Raw genomic sequence first — 19,160 nt, forward strand, 5'->3', positions numbered from 1 at the left:
TCAGCTATCAGCTATCAGCTATCAGCTATCAGCTATCAGCTATCAGCTACAAAATTGGTGAACATTCCGAACAGTGTCAATATAAACCTAAAATTATCTGCTAGTGTAGGAGTGCTAGCAAGGCGGTAAAACTATTTATGCCAAGGAGCATACGGTTTGTATGTGACTTAGGCTAAATAGTTTTACCAACGCAGCTAAAGCGAACTACACAAATCAGATATCTGCAAGTGTAGGAGTGCTGACAAGGCGGCGTGCTTTTTTATGCCAAGGAGCATACATTTAGTATGTGACTTAGGCTAAAAAAGCACGACAACGCAGTCAAAGCGAACTACACGCAGCAGACGGTGATTACATTTGCTCCATGACTTCGATACCTAGTAGATCTAAGCCTGTGCGCAGCGTATCTGCCACTAAATTACACAGCACTAAACGGCTATCACGAACACTTGGCTCTACGCCCTCTTTAAGTACTGGGCAAGCTTCGTAGAATGTCATGTATAAGCTAGCTAGTTCGTATAAGTAACCACATAATACGTGCGGTGTGGCTTCATTGATCATCAGATCAAGGACTTCTTCTAACTGTAATAATTTAAGCGCGAGGGTTTTCTCTTGCGGCTCAATAATACTTACATTGGCTTTTAAGCTTGCAGCATCAACGCCAGACTTACGGAAAATGCTGCGAACACGCGTATAAGCATATTGTAAGTAAGGGGCTGTTGCGCCTTCAAAGCTTAGCATGCTGTCCCAGTTGAAGATGTAATCGCTGGTACGATGCTTAGAAAGGTCAGCATATTTAACTGCGCCAATACCCACTTTACGTGCAATTTCACTGCGGTCTTCGTCAGATAAATCTGATTCACGCTCAGCGAGTTTGGCTGCTGCGCGAGTAATTGACTCTTCAAGCAAATCAGCTAATTTAACCGTGCCGCCTGTACGGGTTTTAAATGGTTTACCATCAGCGCCCATCATGGTGCCAAATGGGCAAAACTCGTAACTAGTTTCATCACGTAATAAACCGGCTTTACGCGCAGTTAGCTCTACTTGATTAAAGTGAAGGCTCTGGCGCGCATCAACAAAGATTAAAATACGCTCAGCGCCTAGCTTGTTTGAACGGTAATCACACGCCGCTAAATCTGTGGTTGCATATAAGAAGCCGCCACCTGATTTTTGCACGATAAACGCTGAAGGCTCACCGTCTTTATTTGCCAGCTCATCTAAAAATACCACCTGTGCGCCTTGCGACTCTACTGCAATATTTTTATCTTTTAACAGGCTAATAATATCGTTAAGTTCACTGTTATAAGCACTTTCAGCCATAATGTCGGCAGGCGTAAGGGTTACGTTTAAACGCTTGTATACTTCTTCAGAGTGTTTCACTGAAGTGGCAATAAATAGCTTCCACAGTTTTTCACAGTGAGCGTCGCCACCTTGCAGTTTAACTACGTAGTTACGCGCTTTATCGGCAAAGCCTTCTTCGTCGTCAAAACGCTTTTTCGCATCGCGGTAAAAGGTTTCTAAATCAGCAAGCGCAACAGTATCTAAATCAACACCTTGGTTAATTTTATCTTCTAAATGCGCAATTAGCATACCAAACTGTGTGCCCCAATCACCCATGTGATTTTGACGAACAACGGTATCGCCTCTAAATTCAAGCGCACGTACTACGGCATCACCAATAATAGTTGAGCGTAAGTGACCTACGTGCATTTCTTTTGCAAGGTTAGGCGATGAGTAATCAACCACTACTTTTTGTGGTTTGGCGTGCTCATTTACGGCAAGTTTTGCGTGGTTATTAGCAGCTTGTACGCTTTGAGCTAAAAACTCCGGCTTTAAGTGAATATTAATAAAACCAGGGCCAGCAATTTCCGTTTTTTCGGCAATGTCGCTTACATCTAACTGATCAATAATTTTTTGCGCCAATTCACGCGGGTTACTTTTCATTTTTTTAGCTGCGCCCATCGCGCCATTAATTTGGTAATCACCAAACTGTGGGCGAGTGCTTTGGGTAACCGCTGGGTTAGTATCTTCTGGTAGGCCTGCGGCGGTCATAGCGGCAATGGCTTTTTCTACTAAAATAGTACGAATATTCATAATATTATTTACCTTTATAAGCCCGCCAAAGCAGGCTTTGTGTTAATTCTAGAGGCTAAGTGCTAGTTTTCACGCGTGTGATTAAATGTCACTTCAGGGTAACGCTCTGTCGACAAGTTAAGATTTACACGACTCGGCGCGATGTAAGTTAAATTATCGCCACCATCAAGTGCTAAGTTGCTTTCGCACTTACGCTTAAACTCTTCAAACTTTTTAACATCATCACAGCTAACCCAGCGGGCTGTATTTACATTAACGCTTTCGTAAATTGCATCAACGTTATATTCAGCTTTTAAACGCGCTACAACCACGTCAAACTGCAACACACCTACCGCACCTACAATTAAGTCATTATTAATTAATGGTCTGAATACTTGTACTGCGCCCTCTTCTGAAAGCTGTACCAATCCTTTTAATAACTGTTTTTGTTTTAATGGATCGCGCAGACGAATACGGCGGAACAATTCAGGGGCGAAGTTTGGAATACCGCTAAACTTAATTTTTTCGCCTTGGGTAAAGGTATCACCAATTTGAATCGTACCGTGGTTATGTAAACCAATAATATCACCAGCGTAAGCATCAGCCGCACGCTCACGATCGCCCGCCATAAAGGTTACCGCATCAGAAATACTGACTTGTTTACCGATACGCACATGATTCATTTTCATGCCTTGGCTATATTTACCCGACACAATACGCATAAAGGCAATACGGTCACGGTGTTTTGGATCCATGTTGGCCTGAATTTTAAATACAAACCCAGTGAAGTTTTCTTCTGTGGCTACAACTTGGCGGTCTTCTGTCTCACGTGGTAATGGGGTTGGCGCCCACTGAGTTAACCCATCTAAAACATGATCTACACCAAAGTTACCAAGTGCGGTACCAAAATACACAGGCGATAACTCACCCGCTAAGAATAGATCTAAATCAAATTCGTGTGATGCACCAATAACTAGCTCTAGTTCATCGCGTAACTGCGCTGCAAGTTCATCACCAATGGCTTGGTCAAGCTCAGGGTTATCGAGCCCTTTAATGCTGCGTACTTCTTGAATAGTGTGACCTTGACCTGTTTTATATAAAATGGTCTCTTCGTTATGGATATGGTAAACACCTTTAAACTCTTTACCACAGCCAATTGGCCACGTAATAGGTGCACAGGCAATATTTAGCTCTGTTTCTACTTCGTCAAGTAGTTCCATTGGGTCGCGAATATCACGGTCACATTTATTCATAAAGGTAACAATAGGCGTGGTACGCAGGCGTGTTACTTCCATTAGCTTACGGGTACGTTCTTCAACACCTTTAGCAGCATCAATTACCATTAAACACGAATCTACCGCGGTTAAAGTTCGGTATGTATCTTCAGAGAAGTCTTCGTGTCCTGGGGTATCAAGTAAATTAACTAACGCATTGTTATAAGGAAATTGCATTACAGAGGTAGTCACAGAAATACCACGCTCTTTTTCCATTTCCATCCAATCAGACTTGGCATGCTGATTAGAGCCACGGCCTTTTACCGTTCCAGCTTTTTGAATTGCTTGTCCGAATAACAATACTTTTTCAGTGATAGTGGTTTTACCCGCATCCGGGTGCGAGATGATCGCAAAGGTACGGCGTTTATTAATTTCGCTAAGGAGATTTTGGTCTGCCATTAAAAAGGTTCTTTTAGTTGATATACGGATGTATTTGTATTTTAGTATGCTGAGCTTTTAAGGCTAAAAACAAGCTAACCTCTAAAGCTCAACATACCCCAACAAGAACCCAAATTAGCTCTTGTGACGCTATCCGTTAAGTTAATCGTAATTAAAGACTATTTTCGCTGATCTTGGCTTTATAAACAATCAATGGTTGGTTATTAACGGATCTTTTTTAAGTTTGGTGTTTTCAGCGATAATTAACAATAACGCTATAAATTGCCCACTAACTTAACACCAAGCTTGAGTAATAGTGCTGTAAATCATATTATTGGTCGATTACATGGAGGATTTGATGTTGGGTAATGAAAACCAGTAAGCTAAGTATTCGATTATTATGGTATATAACTCCACTGGTTATACTGCCATTGTTATTTTTAGGGGGCTTTACGCTCACTAATGTGACCAACTCTACGCAAAAGCAGGCCGACTTGATTATGAGTCGCTTTGTAGAACAACAACAGCAAAAAGTATTCAACTATATCGATTCTTTTCATGCAACGGCTAAGTTACTCTCTGCTTCACCAGTACTAAGTGACTTTTTAGCTAAAGATTTATTTGAAGACGCCAGCTATACCTATCGCCTTGGCGCGTTAATGGACGTATTTGCCAGTTACAGTGAAGCCTACCCTGACATTATTAGTATTAACTTAGTCTCAAAAACAGGTAAAAGTGACGCCTATTATTCCAGTAATTTAACCGTAGCGCCCAAATCCTACCCATTTTTTGATCAAGTTAAACAAAGTAATTTAAGCCAGCAGCAGTTTATGGTGCAAAAAGAAGATGGCACCACTAACTTATACTTTGTGCAGCGCATATATAGCGTCGACTATTATTTAAAACGCCCACAACAATTAGGCTTTATTATTCTTAAAGTCGACCCCTCTATTTTAAACACCAGCATTTTAGAAGCGCCTTATAACAACACATTAAATTTGTTACTGGCCAACGATGGTAAAATTTTGTTTAGCTCCGATTATAAAATGCGTGGCCACTATGTCAGCGAGTATGAGCTAAATAAAATTAACGATTTAGCGGATATAGGCAGCTTATCAACCATTGAACTTTCAAGTGTTGATAAAATAGAGCGACTGATTTTTGCAGCCCAAATGAGTGGCGGCTACTATTATGTATCGACCATTCCAAAAGCAGTATTGTATCAGTCAGGCAAAGCAATTAGTGTGATCACCGGGCTAATTGTTATTATTTCTGTGATCACCCTACCAATCTTAATTTTTATTGTGGTGCGTAATTTACTGCTTAACCCAATAGAGTTATTAGGTGAAGCAAGTCATCGAGTTGGTGATGGCGACCTCTCTGTTACACTCCCTGCTTATACTACGGATGAAGTAGGAATACTGTTTAACGACTTTAATCACATGATTAACCAAATTAAGCATTATCAACAGCAACTAGAAGAATATAAGCATCACTTAGAAGACAAAGTAGAAAGCCGAACTAAAGCGCTTGAGTCGATGAACAGTAAGCTTGAAACCGCCATCGCCCAAGCAGAACAAGCAAACCAGCTTAAAAGCCGCTTTTTAGCCAATATGAGTCATGAAATTCGCACTCCGCTTACAGCCATTATGGGATTTACAGAGCAACTACTGCATAGCGAAAAACCAACCAATGACAAACATCATTTAGGCACTATTCTACGTAACTCAAAACATTTGTTAGAGCTTATTAATAACATTCTCGATCTTTCAAAAATTGAAGCCGAAAAACTCGCGGTTGAGCAAACGCCGTTAAATGTTGTACAACTTATTCATGATGTTGAATCAATCATTAAACCTCTAGCACAAGAGAAGCAGCTGTCATTTACAATTAATTATGCGCTTCCGCTACCGCATACTATTAATAGTGATATTACTCGCTTAAAACAAATACTGATTAATATTGCCAGTAATGCGGTTAAATTCACTGAGCAAGGTCAGGTTACAATAACCGCTAAATACCAAGCACCAAAAACGCTTACCTTTGTTATTGAAGATACCGGCATTGGTATGTCGCCAAACCAAATAAAACGATTATTTACGCCATTTGAGCAAGCCGATGCTACAACGACACGTCGGTTTGGTGGTACGGGATTAGGGCTGTGTATTTCAAAAAACTTAGCTCAGTTACTAGGTGGTGATGTAAGTGTAACCAGTGAGGTGGGTGTGGGTAGTTGCTTTACCATCGATATAGATTGCCATTTGCATAATAGCCTTGGCGGCAATTTATTATTAACCGAGCATTCTCAACTAACACCAGAAAAGGATCCGCAGCTGTCTTTTGCAAGCAACAGCTTTGATGCGCATATTTTGGTAGCAGAAGATAACCCCGATAATCAGTTACTGATTAAATTGCTATTACAAACATGGGGATTAGAGCCCGATATAGCCAACAATGGTGCACAAGCTGTAGAAATGGCGTTGGTAAACGACTACCAGCTTATAATCATGGATATGCAAATGCCGGTTATGGGTGGGTTAGAAGCAACTAAAATGCTCAGAGATGCGGCCTATGATGGCCCAATTATCGCTCTGACCGCGAATGTGATGAATCATGATATTGATACTTACCTTGAAGCAGGCTGTGATAAAGCGCTGGGTAAACCCATTGATAAAGACGCACTAGAAAATGTATTAGTCAGCTATTTACACCTTGAACGTGATAACCAAAACAAGTGGGATAGCTTATTGAAGAGTGAGAAGTTTCAGCAAATAAATGCTAATTATTTAGCAAGCTTACCTGATTATTTACAACAGATAAAAGCACTATATAACAGCCGTGACTGTGAGACATTGCGCGCCCTTGCCCATAGTATTAAAGGCAGCGCTGGTTGTTTTAACTTTGATGAAATTTACCAAAGCGCCTCAGCGGTTGAACAAAGCTTAAAAGGCAATGATATGCCACAAAGAGAAAAACACGTTGCAGAACTTATTGCCGCAATAGAGCAAGCCATCGCTAATAAGTAATCCTTAAAAATTTAAACCCAGTGCCATGCCCATTAAAATCGCGTCTTCAAAGCCGTTTTTATTGGGAGCGTCACTGGGGTAATAATTTTTACGCACTGACATTTCAATAAAGCCTGCTCGTTCATACAAAGCAATAGCCCGTGTATTAGATTCGCGTACTTCTAAAAATAAGTTTTCGGCGCTGTGTTGCTCACCATACGCTATAAACTGCGTTAATAACTGCTGAGCAAATCCTTGTCCCTGAAAGCTTGGGGCGACACAAATATCCATTAGAGTAAAATCGGGTCCAGCTTTTTCACCAATATAAAAACCTATCATTTGCTCTTCATCGAACGCCGCTAAATTAAAATAACGTCCCTGCAAACATGATTGCATTGTTTTTAATGTCCAAGGATGTGTGTGGCAGCTGGTTTCAATGGCCATAAGCTCATTGATATTCTCATCGGTAACCGATTTAAAGTGTATCAAGGTGTTCACTCATTAATGCCCATAACACACGTTTTTGTGCACTGGACAGGGTGGAATCAGGTAAGCCTAATTGTTGCTCACTAAACTCAATGGTTGATGATTTAACAATCTTGTTTATTGTTACTGGCGCAAATGCACGCTCAATATCATCTTTTAACGTATCACAGAGTATTAACGATGAATTAGCTGACTGCTCTGACGGAGCTGGGCGAAAGTGTTGATTAAGTTCAAGCTTTTCTATACCAAAAACAGATGCGTAACGTGAATGCATAACGACTCGATGGAATTAGTAAGTTGAATAATATATGAAGTAATCAAAACGATGTAAAGAAGAAATGGCAGGGGCGGAGAGATTCGAACTCCCAACCGTCGGTTTTGGAGACCGCTGTTCTACCAATTGGAACTACGCCCCTGCAATGACGATGAATTATAAAGACCTTTTGACAAAGGTAAAGTAAAAAATCAAATTTTTGGTTTGTTTGCTTTTTAAATAAACAAAACGGCGAATTAGCATGCTAATTCGCCGTTAGTTATTACTTAATTATAACTATGAGAGGGTTATTCCCATTCGATAGTTGCAGGTGGTTTACCTGAAATATCGTAAACAACACGTGAGATACAGTCGATTTCATTAATGATACGGTTTGAAACCACACCTAAGAACTCATACGGTAAATGTGACCAACGCGCAGTCATAAAGTCAATGGTTTCTACACAACGAAGTGAAACAACCCAATCATACTTACGTGCATCACCCATAACCCCTACCGACTTAACCGGTAAGAATACAGTAAACGCTTGGCTTACTTTATGGTAAAGCTCTGCTTTGTGAAGCTCTTCAATGAAAATAGCATCAGCGCGGCGAAGTAAATCACAGTACTCTTTTTTGATTTCGCCAAGTACACGCACACCTAAACCTGGCCCTGGGAATGGGTGGCGGTAAAGCATGTCGTACGGTAAACCTAGCTCTAAACCAATTTTACGTACTTCATCCTTAAATAACTCACGTAATGGCTCTACTAAGCCCATTTGCATATCATCTGGTAAGCCGCCCACATTATGGTGCGATTTAATTACGTGTGCTTTACCAGTCGCTGAAGCTGCTGATTCGATTACGTCAGGGTAAATTGTACCTTGACCTAACCATTTTGCGTTTTTAAGCTTTTTAGCTTGCTCATCAAATACGTTAATAAACGTATGACCAATGGCTTTACGCTTATCTTCTGGGTCTGATTTACCTGCTAAGTCATTTAAAAATTGATCTTCGGCATCTACTTTAACAATGTTTAAGCCAAACTTATTGCCAAACATATCCATAACTTGCTGGCCTTCGTTTAAACGAAGTAGCCCGTTATCAACAAATACACAGGTTAGTCGCTCACCAATAGCACGGTGAATAAGCATAGCTACAACCGATGAATCTACACCGCCTGATAAGCCTAAAATAACTTCGTCGTCGCCTACTGTTTCTTTGATACGCTCAATGGCGTCATCAATGATTTTTGCCGGCGTCCATAATTTTTCACAACCACAAATATCAATAGCAAAACGCTCTAGTAAACGTTGACCTTGATGTGTGTGCGTTACTTCTGGGTGAAATTGTACACCGTAAAAGCGTTTTTCTTCGTTAGACATTGCCGCATGTGGGCAAGTAGATGTTTTAGCAGTGGTATTAAAAGTATCTGGAATTTCCATTACTTTATCACCATGGCTCATCCAAACATCTAGTACACCATTGCCGCCATCAGTAATATGATCTTCAATGGCATCAAATAATGCACAGTTACCCACTTTTTCAACTTGCGCGTAACCAAATTCTTTTTTATCTGAGCTATGTACACGGCCGCCAAGCTGCGTTGCCATAGTTTGCATACCGTAACAAATACCCAATACTGGTACGCCAGCATCAAATACATACTCAGGAGCACGCGGGCTATTTTCAAGCGTAGTTGATTCTGGGCCACCAGAAAGGATAATACCTTGTGGGTTAAACTCGCGAATTTGCTCTTCGGTTACATCCCAAGCCCAAAGCTCACAATAAACACCAATTTCGCGCACGCGACGGGCGATTAACTGCGTGTATTGTGAACCAAAATCTAAAATGAGGATTCGTGAATCGTGAATGTCTTTGCTCATGAAGTATCTCGTAAAGTCAGGTGCTAAACGCCACCAGCTTAAGCTGTGTGACTATATTAGGGCTAACAAAGGTTAGCCCACTTATTTCATGTTAAGGCTGATTAGCCTAAACGGTAGTTCGGTGCTTCTTTAGTGATTTGCACATCATGAACATGCGACTCACCCATACCAGCAGAAGTTACACGTACAAACTGTGGTTTAGTGTTTAACTCTTCGATTGTGGCACAACCGGTTAAGCCCATTGCACTGCGAAGACCACCCACTTGTTGGTGAATAATTGTCGCAATTGGCCCTTTATAAGCAACACGACCTTCAATGCCTTCAGGTACTAACTTGTCAGCTTGGTTTGATTTTTGGAAGTAGCGATCTGATGAACCTTCTTTTTGATCCATCGCACCTAGGCTACCCATACCACGGTAAGACTTGTAGTAGCGACCTTGATAAAGTTCAACTTCACCAGGTGCTTCCTCTGTACCCGCGAGCATAGAGCCAACCATTACACACGATGCACCCGCAACGAGTGCTTTTACAATGTCACCTGAGAAACGAATACCGCCATCGGCAATCACTGGAATATCGCGACCTTTAAGGCCTTCAACCGCATCTGAAATGGCTGTTATTTGTGGTACACCACAACCAGTAACAATACGTGTAGTACAAATAGAACCTGGGCCGATACCTACTTTAACAGCATCAACACCAGCATCTGCAAGGGCAATAGCACCTTCGGCAGTTGCCACGTTACCCGCAACAATTTGTAAGTCTGGGTAAGCTTGACGAGTCGCTGCAACACGGTCAATAACACCTTGTGAGTGACCATGAGAAGTGTCGATTAGTAGTACATCAACACCGGCTTCAACTAATGCAGCAATACGCTCATCAGTACCTGCTCCAACACCTACAGCAGCACCTACACGTAAACGACCTTGCTCGTCTTTACACGCGTCTGGTTTGTCTTGTGCTTTTTGGTAATCTTTTACGGTGATCATGCCTTTAAGTTTAAACGCATCATCAACCACAAGAATCTTCTCAATGCGGTGTTCGTGCATTAAGCTTAAGATATCTTCGCGAGCAGTTCCCTCTTTAACCGTTACTAGGTTTTCTTTTTTCGTCATCACTGTTGAAACCGGCTGTTCAAGCTTAGTTTCAAAGCGCATATCACGACTAGTTACGATACCTACAAGGTTATTTTCGCTATCGGTGACCGGAAAACCTGAGAATCCCTTTTCCTGAGACAATTCAACAGCATCTGCAATAGTCAGATCGGCAGTAACTGTAACAGGGTATGAAACAATACCTGCTTCATAGGTTTTAACTTTACGAACATTTTTCGCTTGTTCTGCAATGGTCATGTTTTTATGAATAAAACCAAGACCACCTTCCTGCGCGAGGGCAATAGCTAAACGAGCTTCTGTAACAGTATCCATAGATGCTGAAATGAGCGGCAAGTTAAGTTTGATACCACGCGTTAAGCGAGTTGAAATATTTGCCGTGTGTGGCAAAACAGTAGAATGACCAGGTACTAAAAGTACGTCATCAAAGGTAAGAGCTTCTTTAGCGATTCTAAGCATTTTGGCAACTTCTCACATGTGGATCTAAGATAAGGAATTGCGGCCAAATTTTAACAGCGTTGTAGGCACTAGTAAATAATATTTTGTATTTATTTATGATAAGCTAGATTTATAAATGTTTTTTGGTAGTTTTTATGTTTTCTAAGCCCTCGCAAACGGTTTATACCGTATCTCGCCTTAATCGTGAAATACGTGCCTTACTTGAACAAGGTTTTGCGTCTTTAGTACTCACTGGTGAAATTTCTAACTTTATTGCGCCTGCTTCTGGGCATTGGTATTTTTCGTTAAAAGACGATAAAGCGCAAATTAAAGCCGCCATGTGGCGAGGCAATAATCGCAACCAAAGTTACCGACCAATTAACGGCGCACAAGTAACTGTTAAAGCACGTGTGTCTTTGTACGAACCCCGTGGTGACTACCAGCTTATTGTTGAACATATGGAGCCTGCCGGCGAAGGGCAACTTAAGCAAGAGTTTGACGCGCTAAAAATGCGTTTGGCTGCAGAGGGCTTATTTAGCTCTGCTTATAAAAAACCCCTACCCCAAAACATAAATCGCATAGGGGTGATCACCTCACCTACAGGCGCCGCAATCAAAGATATTTTAACTGTGCTAAAACGTCGTGCTCCGCAATTAGAAGTCGTTATTTACCCTGCGATGGTGCAAGGCAAAGAAGCGCATGGCCATTTAATCAAGCAAATAGAGCTGGCAAATCGTCGTAACGAAGTCGACGTTATTATACTCGGACGCGGTGGTGGTTCATTAGAAGATTTATGGTGTTTTAATCATGAGCAACTTGCTCGCACTATTTATCAAAGCGCACTACCCATTGTGAGCGCTGTTGGCCATGAAATAGACACCACGATTAGCGATTATGTCGCTGATGTGCGCGCAGCAACCCCCTCGGCGGCAGCGGAGCTAGTAAGTCCCAATACACAAGAGCTACATAATAGGGTTAATCAATTAGTTAGCCGTTTAGCGAATGCATTTAAACATGACATTGCCGATAAACGCGCACTGGCAATTCAACTACAGCACCGCTTAAATTTATGCCACCCGCGCAATCAGCTAAACCAAAAATCACAACGCTTAGATGAGTTGAGTATTGCACTGCAACAGGCAATGCGTCAGCGTTTATACCAGCAAGAACGCGTATTAGCTAATTTAACTCCACGCCTAATGCGCCAATCACCAGATAAAAAGCTAGCAAATGCAAACCATCAGTTAGCACAGCTACATGCAAGGCTAAACCAAGCGATGCAGCAGCAACTACAACACGCAAATAATACGCTTGCCTTACAGGCGAGTCGGCTTGATTCGGTTAGCCCCCTTAATGTATTAGCGCGCGGTTACAGCATAACGAAAACGGCGCAAAATAAAGTGGTTAAATCAGTGGAAGATGTAAAAGTGGGTGATGTGTTGATCACTGAGTTAGTAGATGGCCAGGTTATTTCAAAGGTAGAAGCTTAGCCATATTGCTAAGCGCTAGCCTTGCGTACTAACAGTAAACTCAATACGGGCATCGTTAGATTGAGATGCACTGAGTTTAAATTGCTGCCACCAAGGTTCAAGATGAAGCTTATCGTTTAGCTCGCGCCATAATTTAGCTCCATAATTAACGGCATGTTGGTTAATGGTAAGCTCAAACTTACAAATTGTTTGCTTACACTTTAGCGCTGTAAGCTCAGCGCTATCTGCAAACTCATTAATAATTAAAAAGTCAGTTAACGCGACTTCAAGCTCGTAACTCCATTCGAGATTATCAGCCTCTTGCTCAAACTGTATTGCGAGCTCATCATCAAGCTCTACACTTTCTAATTGATTTAACTTTAGCTGTTGTTGAGATTGCTTAAGCTGGATTGATTTTTTTTCAAGCCGCTGATTAAGCTCAACCACATGTTGTGCTAGCTGAGTTTGTTGATCAGCCTCTTGGGCTTTATTAACCTGCACTAGGCCTTGCAAAGTAGTTGGCTGATTATTGACTTGAGTGTTAGCCGAAGAGATTACAGCTTGTTTGGGCGCTGAGGAAACACGAGTGGAATCTTTAAAAAACAAAAAGTAACCACTTGCTAATGCCACGCCTGAAGAAAAACAGAGCAGCATAGCCACAAGGTTACTTTTATATATCATTTCTAGGTACTCAAAAATTAAAGCATTGCACTGGTGTGCGATTCGTTTTCTGGCTCGGGATATTCTAAAAAGTTTTGGTTCATACTTTCTGCCGGGCACTCACAATCAGGACGACCAATAATTTTTGCAGGTACGCCAACAGCAGTTGTGTGAGGCGGCACAGGGCTTAATACCACTGAACCTGCGCCAATACGTGCGCCCTCGCCCACTTCAATGTTACCCAGTACTTTAGCGCCCGCGCCAATAAGTACGCCCGCTCTAATTTTAGGATGGCGATCACCTTGCTCGTTACCCGTACCACCTAATGTAACCGATTGTAATATAGATACATTATCTTCAATTACGGCGGTTTCGCCAATTACAATACCGGTGGCATGGTCAAACATGATGCCTTGGCCTACTTTACAGGCAGGGTGAATATCAACCCCAAACACCTCTGAGGTACGGCTTTGAATAAAGCGTGCAAGCTCTTTACGGTTTTGCTGCCATAAGCAGTTTGCTAAACGGTGTGCTTGAATCGCGTGAAACCCTTTTAAATTTAAAATCACAGTAAGGTAGGTTTCGGCCGCAGGGTCACGGTCTTTTACCGCTTTAATATCATGAGCAACATACGTCAGCATCCGGTCACACTTTACAAATGCTTGGTCAAACAACTCGCGTATTGTAAAAGCAGAAACCACAGCATCAGCTAGTTTATTAGCAACAATAAAACTCAATGCCGACCCTAAGCACTCATGATTTAAAATACACGAATACACATGGCTCGCTAAAAGGGGTTCACGAGTTACTACTTCATTTGCTTCACTACGAAGCTGTTGCCAAATTTCATGACGCATAATAATGCCTTAAGATTAGTACAAAGAGCCTATCGCCAATTCTAACGGATTTAGCCGCCTAGGTGTTAATCCCTTTGTTATTTGTTCTAGTTATTAGATATAACCAGCTAAGTTTCAGGTTTATATTACTTTTTTCAAGTCATGTCATATGACAGCTAGGCAGGTTTAAGCATTTATGAAAAAATAAAATAAGTTAATAAAAATCAGTAAATAACAACATATGACAGCACGTGTGTCATGTGCCAAAATAGCCACTGGCGTACTGCTGACGGCGTAAAAAATAATAATAAACGCTAAATTAGCATCATCAACTCAACAAGGATAACGATGATGAAAAACGACATATTAAATACAAAAAAATTAGGCTATAAATTTTACTTTCAAGATGGCGATAACCAAATAGCCTGTTTTGGAAGCTACTTTACTGGTAAAGAGGAAGTCTATATTAACGATGACTTAGTTAGCAGCAGACGCAGCGTTAATATAAAAAGCTCACACACATTTGATTTTGAAAATTCGCAGTACCAAGTGAAATTTGACATGCTCAATATACTGACAGGACGACTTGAATGCACTCTTTACAAAGATCAAGAAGTGCTTGCCAAGCAAGTTCAAAGTAGTCTTCCTAGCGATCCTAAAAAAGCGGTTTTTTTTATTCTAGGTTGTGCATTAGGTGGTGCAGTATTTGGCTATACTACAGCAGCAGTCGTAGAGCTATTTGTAGGGAAACTTTAACATGCAATTAAACCCTGCAACGGTAAAGTCGCTTAGGCACACATTCGATTGGACACAACAACAGCTTGCCGATGCCTGCGATGTAAGCTTGCGAACCATTCAACGAGTAGAAAAAGAAGGTGCAGCCTCAAAAGAAACCACCATGGCCTTATGTGCGGTATTTGAAGTACGCCAAGGTGAGCTTATTAAGCTTGATGAAAACAACCAAAATGATGCCAATAACAGCCCATCTAAAAGTTTTATTGCTGGTTTAGTTATTAGCTCTGTTATTAGTTTTGCCCTTGGTGCAGCCTCAGTACTATTAGTTAGTAACTAATAAAATATAAAAATGCCCCAATGCTTACGGCACAGGGGCATTTTTTAGTACTTAAAAACTTAAGAACTTAAGAACTTAAATTATTGAAATACTTTATCCACCTTCACTACTTCAATATTTTTCGCTGGTATTGCCAGTTTATAATCAGCAATTACCTTATCTTCAGCCACTAACTCGGCAGGCTTATCGGTGTTGTACACCATAGGCGAGGTTTGCATAGTTGCTAAACGTTTTTGCATATCTTCACCATCACCGGTAACAAACACATAGTGGATATTCTCAGTTTGTAGGTTGTCTTTAATCACGCGATTTACATCGCCAACAGTCAATGTTTTAAGCTTGTTTGTTACATAGTTTACAAAACTATCGGTGTTATAAAACTCGCTATCTAGCGCATAACCTAACTGGCGATTTTGACTAGCAACCATTTGTGGCACAAAGTTAATTAAAAAGTTACGTGTGGCTTCAAAATCAGCCTCAGTCATGCCATTTTTAATTAGTTTATCTAGCTCAAATAATGCGGTACGGGTAGCAAAATGCGCATCGTTGTTTGAGCGCAGTGGACGCAGCCACACCTGGAATATTTGCTCAGAGCGCCCTAAGTTTGCATCCGGTTTAGTTTGAAACATACCTCTAGGGAAGTATTCAATGTAGGCGTAATCACCGTAATTCATACCACGGGTTTGACGAATACGTTCGTACAAGTAACTGTTAGAACTACGATGCTCACCAAAGTACGAGCGCACTAACCACAATGCGGTCCAGTCTTCGCTGCTACGAATGGTATCAATAGGAAAGCCAAACGATACAGCTGTTGATTGCGCTGACTTTTCAACAATTGTTGCATGATGACCTTTAAGCTCTGGCGCATCAGGGATTGTTAAGCGGCTTTGTTCGCCTTTAGGGAGTGTCGCTAAGTCAGCTAACATTTGTGCTTTAAGTTTTGTAGGGACTGCACCAATTAAACCCACAGTAAGTTTAGCTTGTGTAAGTTCAGCATTATAAAACGCTTTAACATCATCAAGAGTGAGCGCTTCTAAGTCAGATAAGTCACCGTAGTTATAGCTTTCATAAGGGTGGCCTTTATAAAGCACACTGTAGAGCACTTCTTTACCCAACTCTTCATCATTAGAAGCTTTTAAACCCGATTTAATGCCATCGATCATTTCTTTTTTCAGACGTTTAAAGTCATCTTCTCTAAAGCCTGGGTTTAGAAGCTGCTCACTCACTAAGGCATACCACTGAGCAGCATTATCTTTATGAATACGCCCTTGGAACGACAGCATTTCTTTATCTATTTGATAACCAAAACTACCCGCAAGCGGGTACATTGCTTTTTTAATTTCTTTGTAACTCATTGAGGTTGAGCCACCTTGCGCCAGCATTGCGGCAGTCAGTGCCGCCACGCCTTTTTTACCTTGCGGATCGGCAGCGGCACCGGTATTAAATAATAAGTTAATATCGATTAACGGCGAGCTATTGGTTTTATCCAGCACCTTAAAGATTGGCTTACTCGGTACTTGCTGATATTTTGCTACCAAGGCATTTAAATCGCTTTCTTGTTCAAAACCTGGGGCTTTATCAAGTGCCGACATAGTAATTGTGGTGCGAGCATTATCAACAAAATACTTATTTGCAACGGCTCTAATATCTTCGCTAGTGATATTGTCTGCCGATTTATACAGCTGATTAATCACCTCAGGATCGCGCTCAAAATGCATATAGCTGGCAAGTGTAGAGGCAATTGCTTGCGATGAATCTAAACCATTTATAAAGCTGTATTTAAGGTTAGACTTTAAATCGCTGAGTTTTTGGCTATCAACCAACTCGGTACGCGCTTTGGCATAGGTACGGTTTATAGCATCACGCACTGTGGCTAAATCATCGGCATTTTCAACTTTTACAAATACATGCAGTAACCCTGGATCTTTAGTTTCTGGGTTATAAATAAACATTTGACTCGCGATTTGCTTTTCTACTACCAGCTCTTGGTAAATATCTGAATTGCTAGAAAAGTAAAGCTGCGACAGTAAATCTAATGCGGCTCTGTCTTTTTTCTGAGGCTCCCATGCAGCCCCTTTATACGACACAAGTAACCAATGACCTGGTAACCCTTCGTTTTGCTCATGCACATATTTTGGCGCTTGCTGAGTTGGCTCTTTTGGAATATCAGCAACATAGTCGCCTTTTTGCCAGTTACCCCAGTGTTTTTTAACCATCGCCATGGTCTCTTTTGGATCAACATCACCAACAATCACAAGCGATACATATTCAGGCTTATAAAACTTATCAAAAAACTCTTTACCGTAGGTCATTTGATCTGGCATAGCTTCAATGTCTTCAAAAAAGCCCATAGTAGTGTGTTTATAGGTATGTTTTTCGAACGCTTCTTGGCGTACCGCACTTAATAATTTACGAATTGGACTGGCGTTATTTTTTAAGTACTCGCCTTTAACGGTAAGCGCTTCGGTTCTAAATTGTTCTTCGGTGTAGCTTAAGTTTTGAAAAATATCAGCTTCAATCTCAAGTACTTTATCAAGATGCTGTTTTGAAAAATTTAAGTGGTAGTTAGTGTAATCGTTAGTTGTGTAGGCGCGGTTATCAACCCCTGAATTTTTTAGAATATCTGAATACACATCTTGCGGAAACTTTTCAGAGCCTTTAAACATCATGTGTTCAAAAAAGTGAGCAAAACCAGTTTTACCCGCTTCCACTTCATTTCGCGAGCCAACAGATACCGGTATTTGTAGCGATACTACATCTGGGTAATCGGTTTTAACTACCATCACACGCAAGCCGTTATCTAGCTCTTCTAATAGGTAATCTTGTGAAAAAACACGCTCATCTGCTTTATTAACTTGTTCTTGTTGAGCTGCTGTTTGCGTGTTTTGACTTTGCTGCATAGCACAACCTGTTAAGGCCAGCGATACCGCTAGGCTAGTTGCCAATAATTTAAATTTCATTGTTATCCCTTTTTAAATTGAGCAATTTTTAAAACATTTACCAAACTAAGTATGCCGTAAAGCAATTAAATATAAGAGCCCTAAGCCTATTAATTATGTAAACAACTGTGTCAGTTATTGCTGGTAACTTGGTTTAACTATGAAAATAATTCACGTTTGTTGAGAAACTTTCAATAAATAAATCTATCTAGACGTCTAAATGGCTGCTATATTAAATCCATCATCACAAATTAAGCTGGAATGAGGATTATGGCTTTATCACTTCAAGAAAAAATACAGGACACCAACCAAGGTGTTTACCTAATTGGCACAACACCTCCAAAAATTGGGACTGATAAAGCGCAATTAAAAGTCATTGCCGAAAAGTTATTAGGCCGTTTACACGAAATTGAATATGACGGTGTGATTATTTATGACATTCAAGATGAAAGCAGCCGTACAGAGCAAGCGCGTCCATTTGCATTTAAGCAAACAGTTGATCCGCGCGAGTACAGTCAACTCTTACGAGGCTTATCTGATCTTGATGTAATTACTTATAAAAGTGTAGCTCAGCGCGGTGTGAGTGAGTTTAAAGCGTGGTTAGATGAAACTAAAAATGACTACGATTTAAAAAACGTGGTGTTAGTGGGCAGCCCATCATCAGCAGGTGATATAAAGCTGAGCTTACCGAATGCCTATAAAACACTGGCAGAGCAGTCTGAAGATTTCTTTTTAGGTGGTGTAACCATTGCTGAGCGCCATGCCAATAAGCGCAACGAACACCAACGCTTAATAGAAAAAACAGCACAAGGGTGCCAGTTTTTTATCTCTCAAGCCGTGTACAACGCACAAGCAACCATAGATTTAATAACCAGTTATGCGCGCACATGCAAAGCACAAGGCCTGACACCTAATCGAATTATATTAACCTTTACGCCTTGTGGTGGTGAAAAAACCTTAGAGTTTATGCAATGGCTAGGCATCTCAGTGCCAGAGGCAACTAAATGGCGCATGCTTGATTCGGAAAATACATTAAGCGAATCAGTGCGTATTTGTCGCGAAAACCTCGACTCAATTTTAAAAAGCTGTGCGCACTTAGGTGTGCCGCTGGGCTTAAATATTGAAAGCTTAACCAACCGTAAAGAAGAAATTGACGCGTCAATTAACTTATACCGTTTATTAAAAGCAACAATGGAACTCAACCTAGCGGAGAAACTAATAGCTTAATTGCGGGGTTCGGGGTTCGGGGTTCGGGGTTCGGGGTTCGGGGTTCGGGGTT

14 protein-coding genes and 1 tRNA gene are annotated in these 19,160 nt (G+C 41.0%); 5 read left to right on the forward strand and 10 right to left on the reverse strand.

The window, feature by feature from the left end; all coding sequences use genetic code 11:
• Positions 1-348: 348 nt before the first annotated feature.
• Both argS and prfC read right to left on the reverse strand, forming a co-directional pair.
• Positions 349-2,091 (reverse strand): arginine--tRNA ligase, encoded by a 1,743-nt coding sequence (gene argS / locus P20439_RS13490; protein WP_008110291.1) that lies wholly within the window; start codon positions 2,089-2,091, stop codon positions 349-351.
• Positions 2,092-2,153: 62 nt separating this feature from the next.
• Complete coding sequence (gene prfC / locus P20439_RS13495) at positions 2,154-3,743, reverse strand: peptide chain release factor 3 (protein WP_008110289.1); 1,590 nt, start codon at positions 3,741-3,743, stop codon at positions 2,154-2,156.
• A gap of 347 nt (positions 3,744-4,090) precedes the next feature.
• Here prfC and P20439_RS13500 point away from each other — a divergent pair, with 347 nt between their 5' ends.
• A complete protein-coding gene (locus P20439_RS13500; RefSeq protein ID WP_008110287.1) occupies positions 4,091-6,748 on the forward strand; it encodes an ATP-binding protein in 2,658 nt (885 codons plus the stop codon).
• Between the two features lie 3 nt (positions 6,749-6,751).
• Here the strand turns inward: P20439_RS13500 and rimI are convergent, their stop codons facing one another.
• The 5 genes from rimI to guaB form a co-directional block, all read right to left on the reverse strand.
• Complete coding sequence (rimI, locus tag P20439_RS13505; RefSeq protein WP_008467686.1) at positions 6,752-7,216, reverse strand: ribosomal protein S18-alanine N-acetyltransferase; 465 nt, start codon at positions 7,214-7,216, stop codon at positions 6,752-6,754.
• Positions 7,203-7,487: a hypothetical protein gene (locus P20439_RS13510; RefSeq protein ID WP_008110283.1), complete on the reverse strand. Its 285-nt coding sequence runs from the start codon at positions 7,485-7,487 to the stop codon at positions 7,203-7,205. The genes rimI and P20439_RS13510 overlap by 14 nt, the downstream gene beginning before the upstream one ends.
• Positions 7,488-7,552: 65 nt before the next feature.
• Positions 7,553-7,629, reverse strand: a tRNA-Trp gene (locus P20439_RS13515).
• Positions 7,630-7,774: 145 nt separating this feature from the next.
• The gene (guaA, locus tag P20439_RS13520) at positions 7,775-9,352 is read right to left on the reverse strand and encodes a glutamine-hydrolyzing GMP synthase (protein WP_008110281.1); all 1,578 of its coding nucleotides are present in this window, start codon (positions 9,350-9,352) and stop codon (positions 7,775-7,777) included.
• A gap of 101 nt (positions 9,353-9,453) precedes the next feature.
• A complete protein-coding gene (gene guaB / locus P20439_RS13525; protein WP_008110278.1) occupies positions 9,454-10,923 on the reverse strand; it encodes an IMP dehydrogenase in 1,470 nt (489 codons plus the stop codon).
• A 134-nt stretch (positions 10,924-11,057) separates the two neighbouring features.
• On the opposite strand from guaB, the gene xseA reads away from it, so the two are divergent.
• Entirely contained in the window at positions 11,058-12,392 is a 1,335-nt protein-coding gene (xseA, locus tag P20439_RS13530) for an exodeoxyribonuclease VII large subunit (protein ID WP_008110276.1), read from the forward strand.
• Positions 12,393-12,407: 15 nt separating this feature from the next.
• On the opposite strand, the gene P20439_RS13535 is transcribed toward xseA, so the two are convergent.
• Together P20439_RS13535 and cysE are read right to left on the reverse strand one after the other, a co-directional pair.
• A complete protein-coding gene (locus P20439_RS13535; RefSeq protein ID WP_008467687.1) occupies positions 12,408-13,052 on the reverse strand; it encodes a hypothetical protein in 645 nt (214 codons plus the stop codon).
• Positions 13,053-13,069: 17 nt separating this feature from the next.
• Positions 13,070-13,888, reverse strand: coding sequence for a serine O-acetyltransferase (cysE, locus tag P20439_RS13540; RefSeq protein ID WP_008110273.1), 819 nt, complete (start codon positions 13,886-13,888; stop codon positions 13,070-13,072).
• Positions 13,889-14,215: 327 nt separating this feature from the next.
• On the opposite strand from cysE, the gene P20439_RS13545 reads away from it, so the two are divergent.
• Complete coding sequence (locus tag P20439_RS13545) at positions 14,216-14,623, forward strand: hypothetical protein (protein ID WP_008110271.1); 408 nt, start codon at positions 14,216-14,218, stop codon at positions 14,621-14,623.
• A gap of 1 nt (position 14,624) precedes the next feature.
• Positions 14,625-14,939: a helix-turn-helix transcriptional regulator gene (locus P20439_RS13550; protein WP_008110269.1), complete on the forward strand. Its 315-nt coding sequence runs from the start codon at positions 14,625-14,627 to the stop codon at positions 14,937-14,939.
• An 80-nt stretch (positions 14,940-15,019) separates the two neighbouring features.
• Here the strand turns inward: P20439_RS13550 and P20439_RS13555 are convergent, their stop codons facing one another.
• Positions 15,020-17,902: a pitrilysin family protein gene (locus P20439_RS13555; protein ID WP_008110267.1), complete on the reverse strand. Its 2,883-nt coding sequence runs from the start codon at positions 17,900-17,902 to the stop codon at positions 15,020-15,022.
• A 249-nt stretch (positions 17,903-18,151) separates the two neighbouring features.
• Here P20439_RS13555 and P20439_RS13560 point away from each other — a divergent pair, with 249 nt between their 5' ends.
• Positions 18,152-19,108 carry a methylenetetrahydrofolate reductase gene (locus P20439_RS13560; protein WP_008110265.1) on the forward strand — a complete coding sequence of 319 codons (957 nt, stop codon included), beginning with the start codon at positions 18,152-18,154 and terminating at the stop codon, positions 19,106-19,108.
• Positions 19,109-19,160: the final 52 nt, after the last annotated feature.

The organism is Pseudoalteromonas sp. BSi20439, from assembly GCF_000241165.1.
GTDB lineage: Bacteria > Pseudomonadota > Gammaproteobacteria > Enterobacterales > Alteromonadaceae > Pseudoalteromonas.

Coding starts and splice junctions, on each gene's coding strand:
- cysE (WP_008110273.1), bottom strand. CDS start 13,888: ATGCGTCATGAAATTTGGCAACAGCTTCGTAGTGAAGCAAATGAAGTA.
- P20439_RS13535 (WP_008467687.1), bottom strand. CDS start 13,052: ATGATATATAAAAGTAACCTTGTGGCTATGCTGCTCTGTTTTTCTTCA.
- P20439_RS13555 (WP_008110267.1), bottom strand. CDS start 17,902: ATGAAATTTAAATTATTGGCAACTAGCCTAGCGGTATCGCTGGCCTTA.
- guaA (WP_008110281.1), bottom strand. CDS start 9,352: ATGAGCAAAGACATTCACGATTCACGAATCCTCATTTTAGATTTTGGT.
- guaB (WP_008110278.1), bottom strand. CDS start 10,923: ATGCTTAGAATCGCTAAAGAAGCTCTTACCTTTGATGACGTACTTTTA.
- P20439_RS13550 (WP_008110269.1), top strand. CDS start 14,625: ATGCAATTAAACCCTGCAACGGTAAAGTCGCTTAGGCACACATTCGAT.
- argS (WP_008110291.1), bottom strand. CDS start 2,091: ATGAATATTCGTACTATTTTAGTAGAAAAAGCCATTGCCGCTATGACC.
- P20439_RS13510 (WP_008110283.1), bottom strand. CDS start 7,487: ATGCATTCACGTTACGCATCTGTTTTTGGTATAGAAAAGCTTGAACTT.
- P20439_RS13545 (WP_008110271.1), top strand. CDS start 14,216: ATGATGAAAAACGACATATTAAATACAAAAAAATTAGGCTATAAATTT.
- prfC (WP_008110289.1), bottom strand. CDS start 3,743: ATGGCAGACCAAAATCTCCTTAGCGAAATTAATAAACGCCGTACCTTT.
- xseA (WP_008110276.1), top strand. CDS start 11,058: ATGTTTTCTAAGCCCTCGCAAACGGTTTATACCGTATCTCGCCTTAAT.
- P20439_RS13500 (WP_008110287.1), top strand. CDS start 4,091: ATGAAAACCAGTAAGCTAAGTATTCGATTATTATGGTATATAACTCCA.
- P20439_RS13560 (WP_008110265.1), top strand. CDS start 18,152: ATGGCTTTATCACTTCAAGAAAAAATACAGGACACCAACCAAGGTGTT.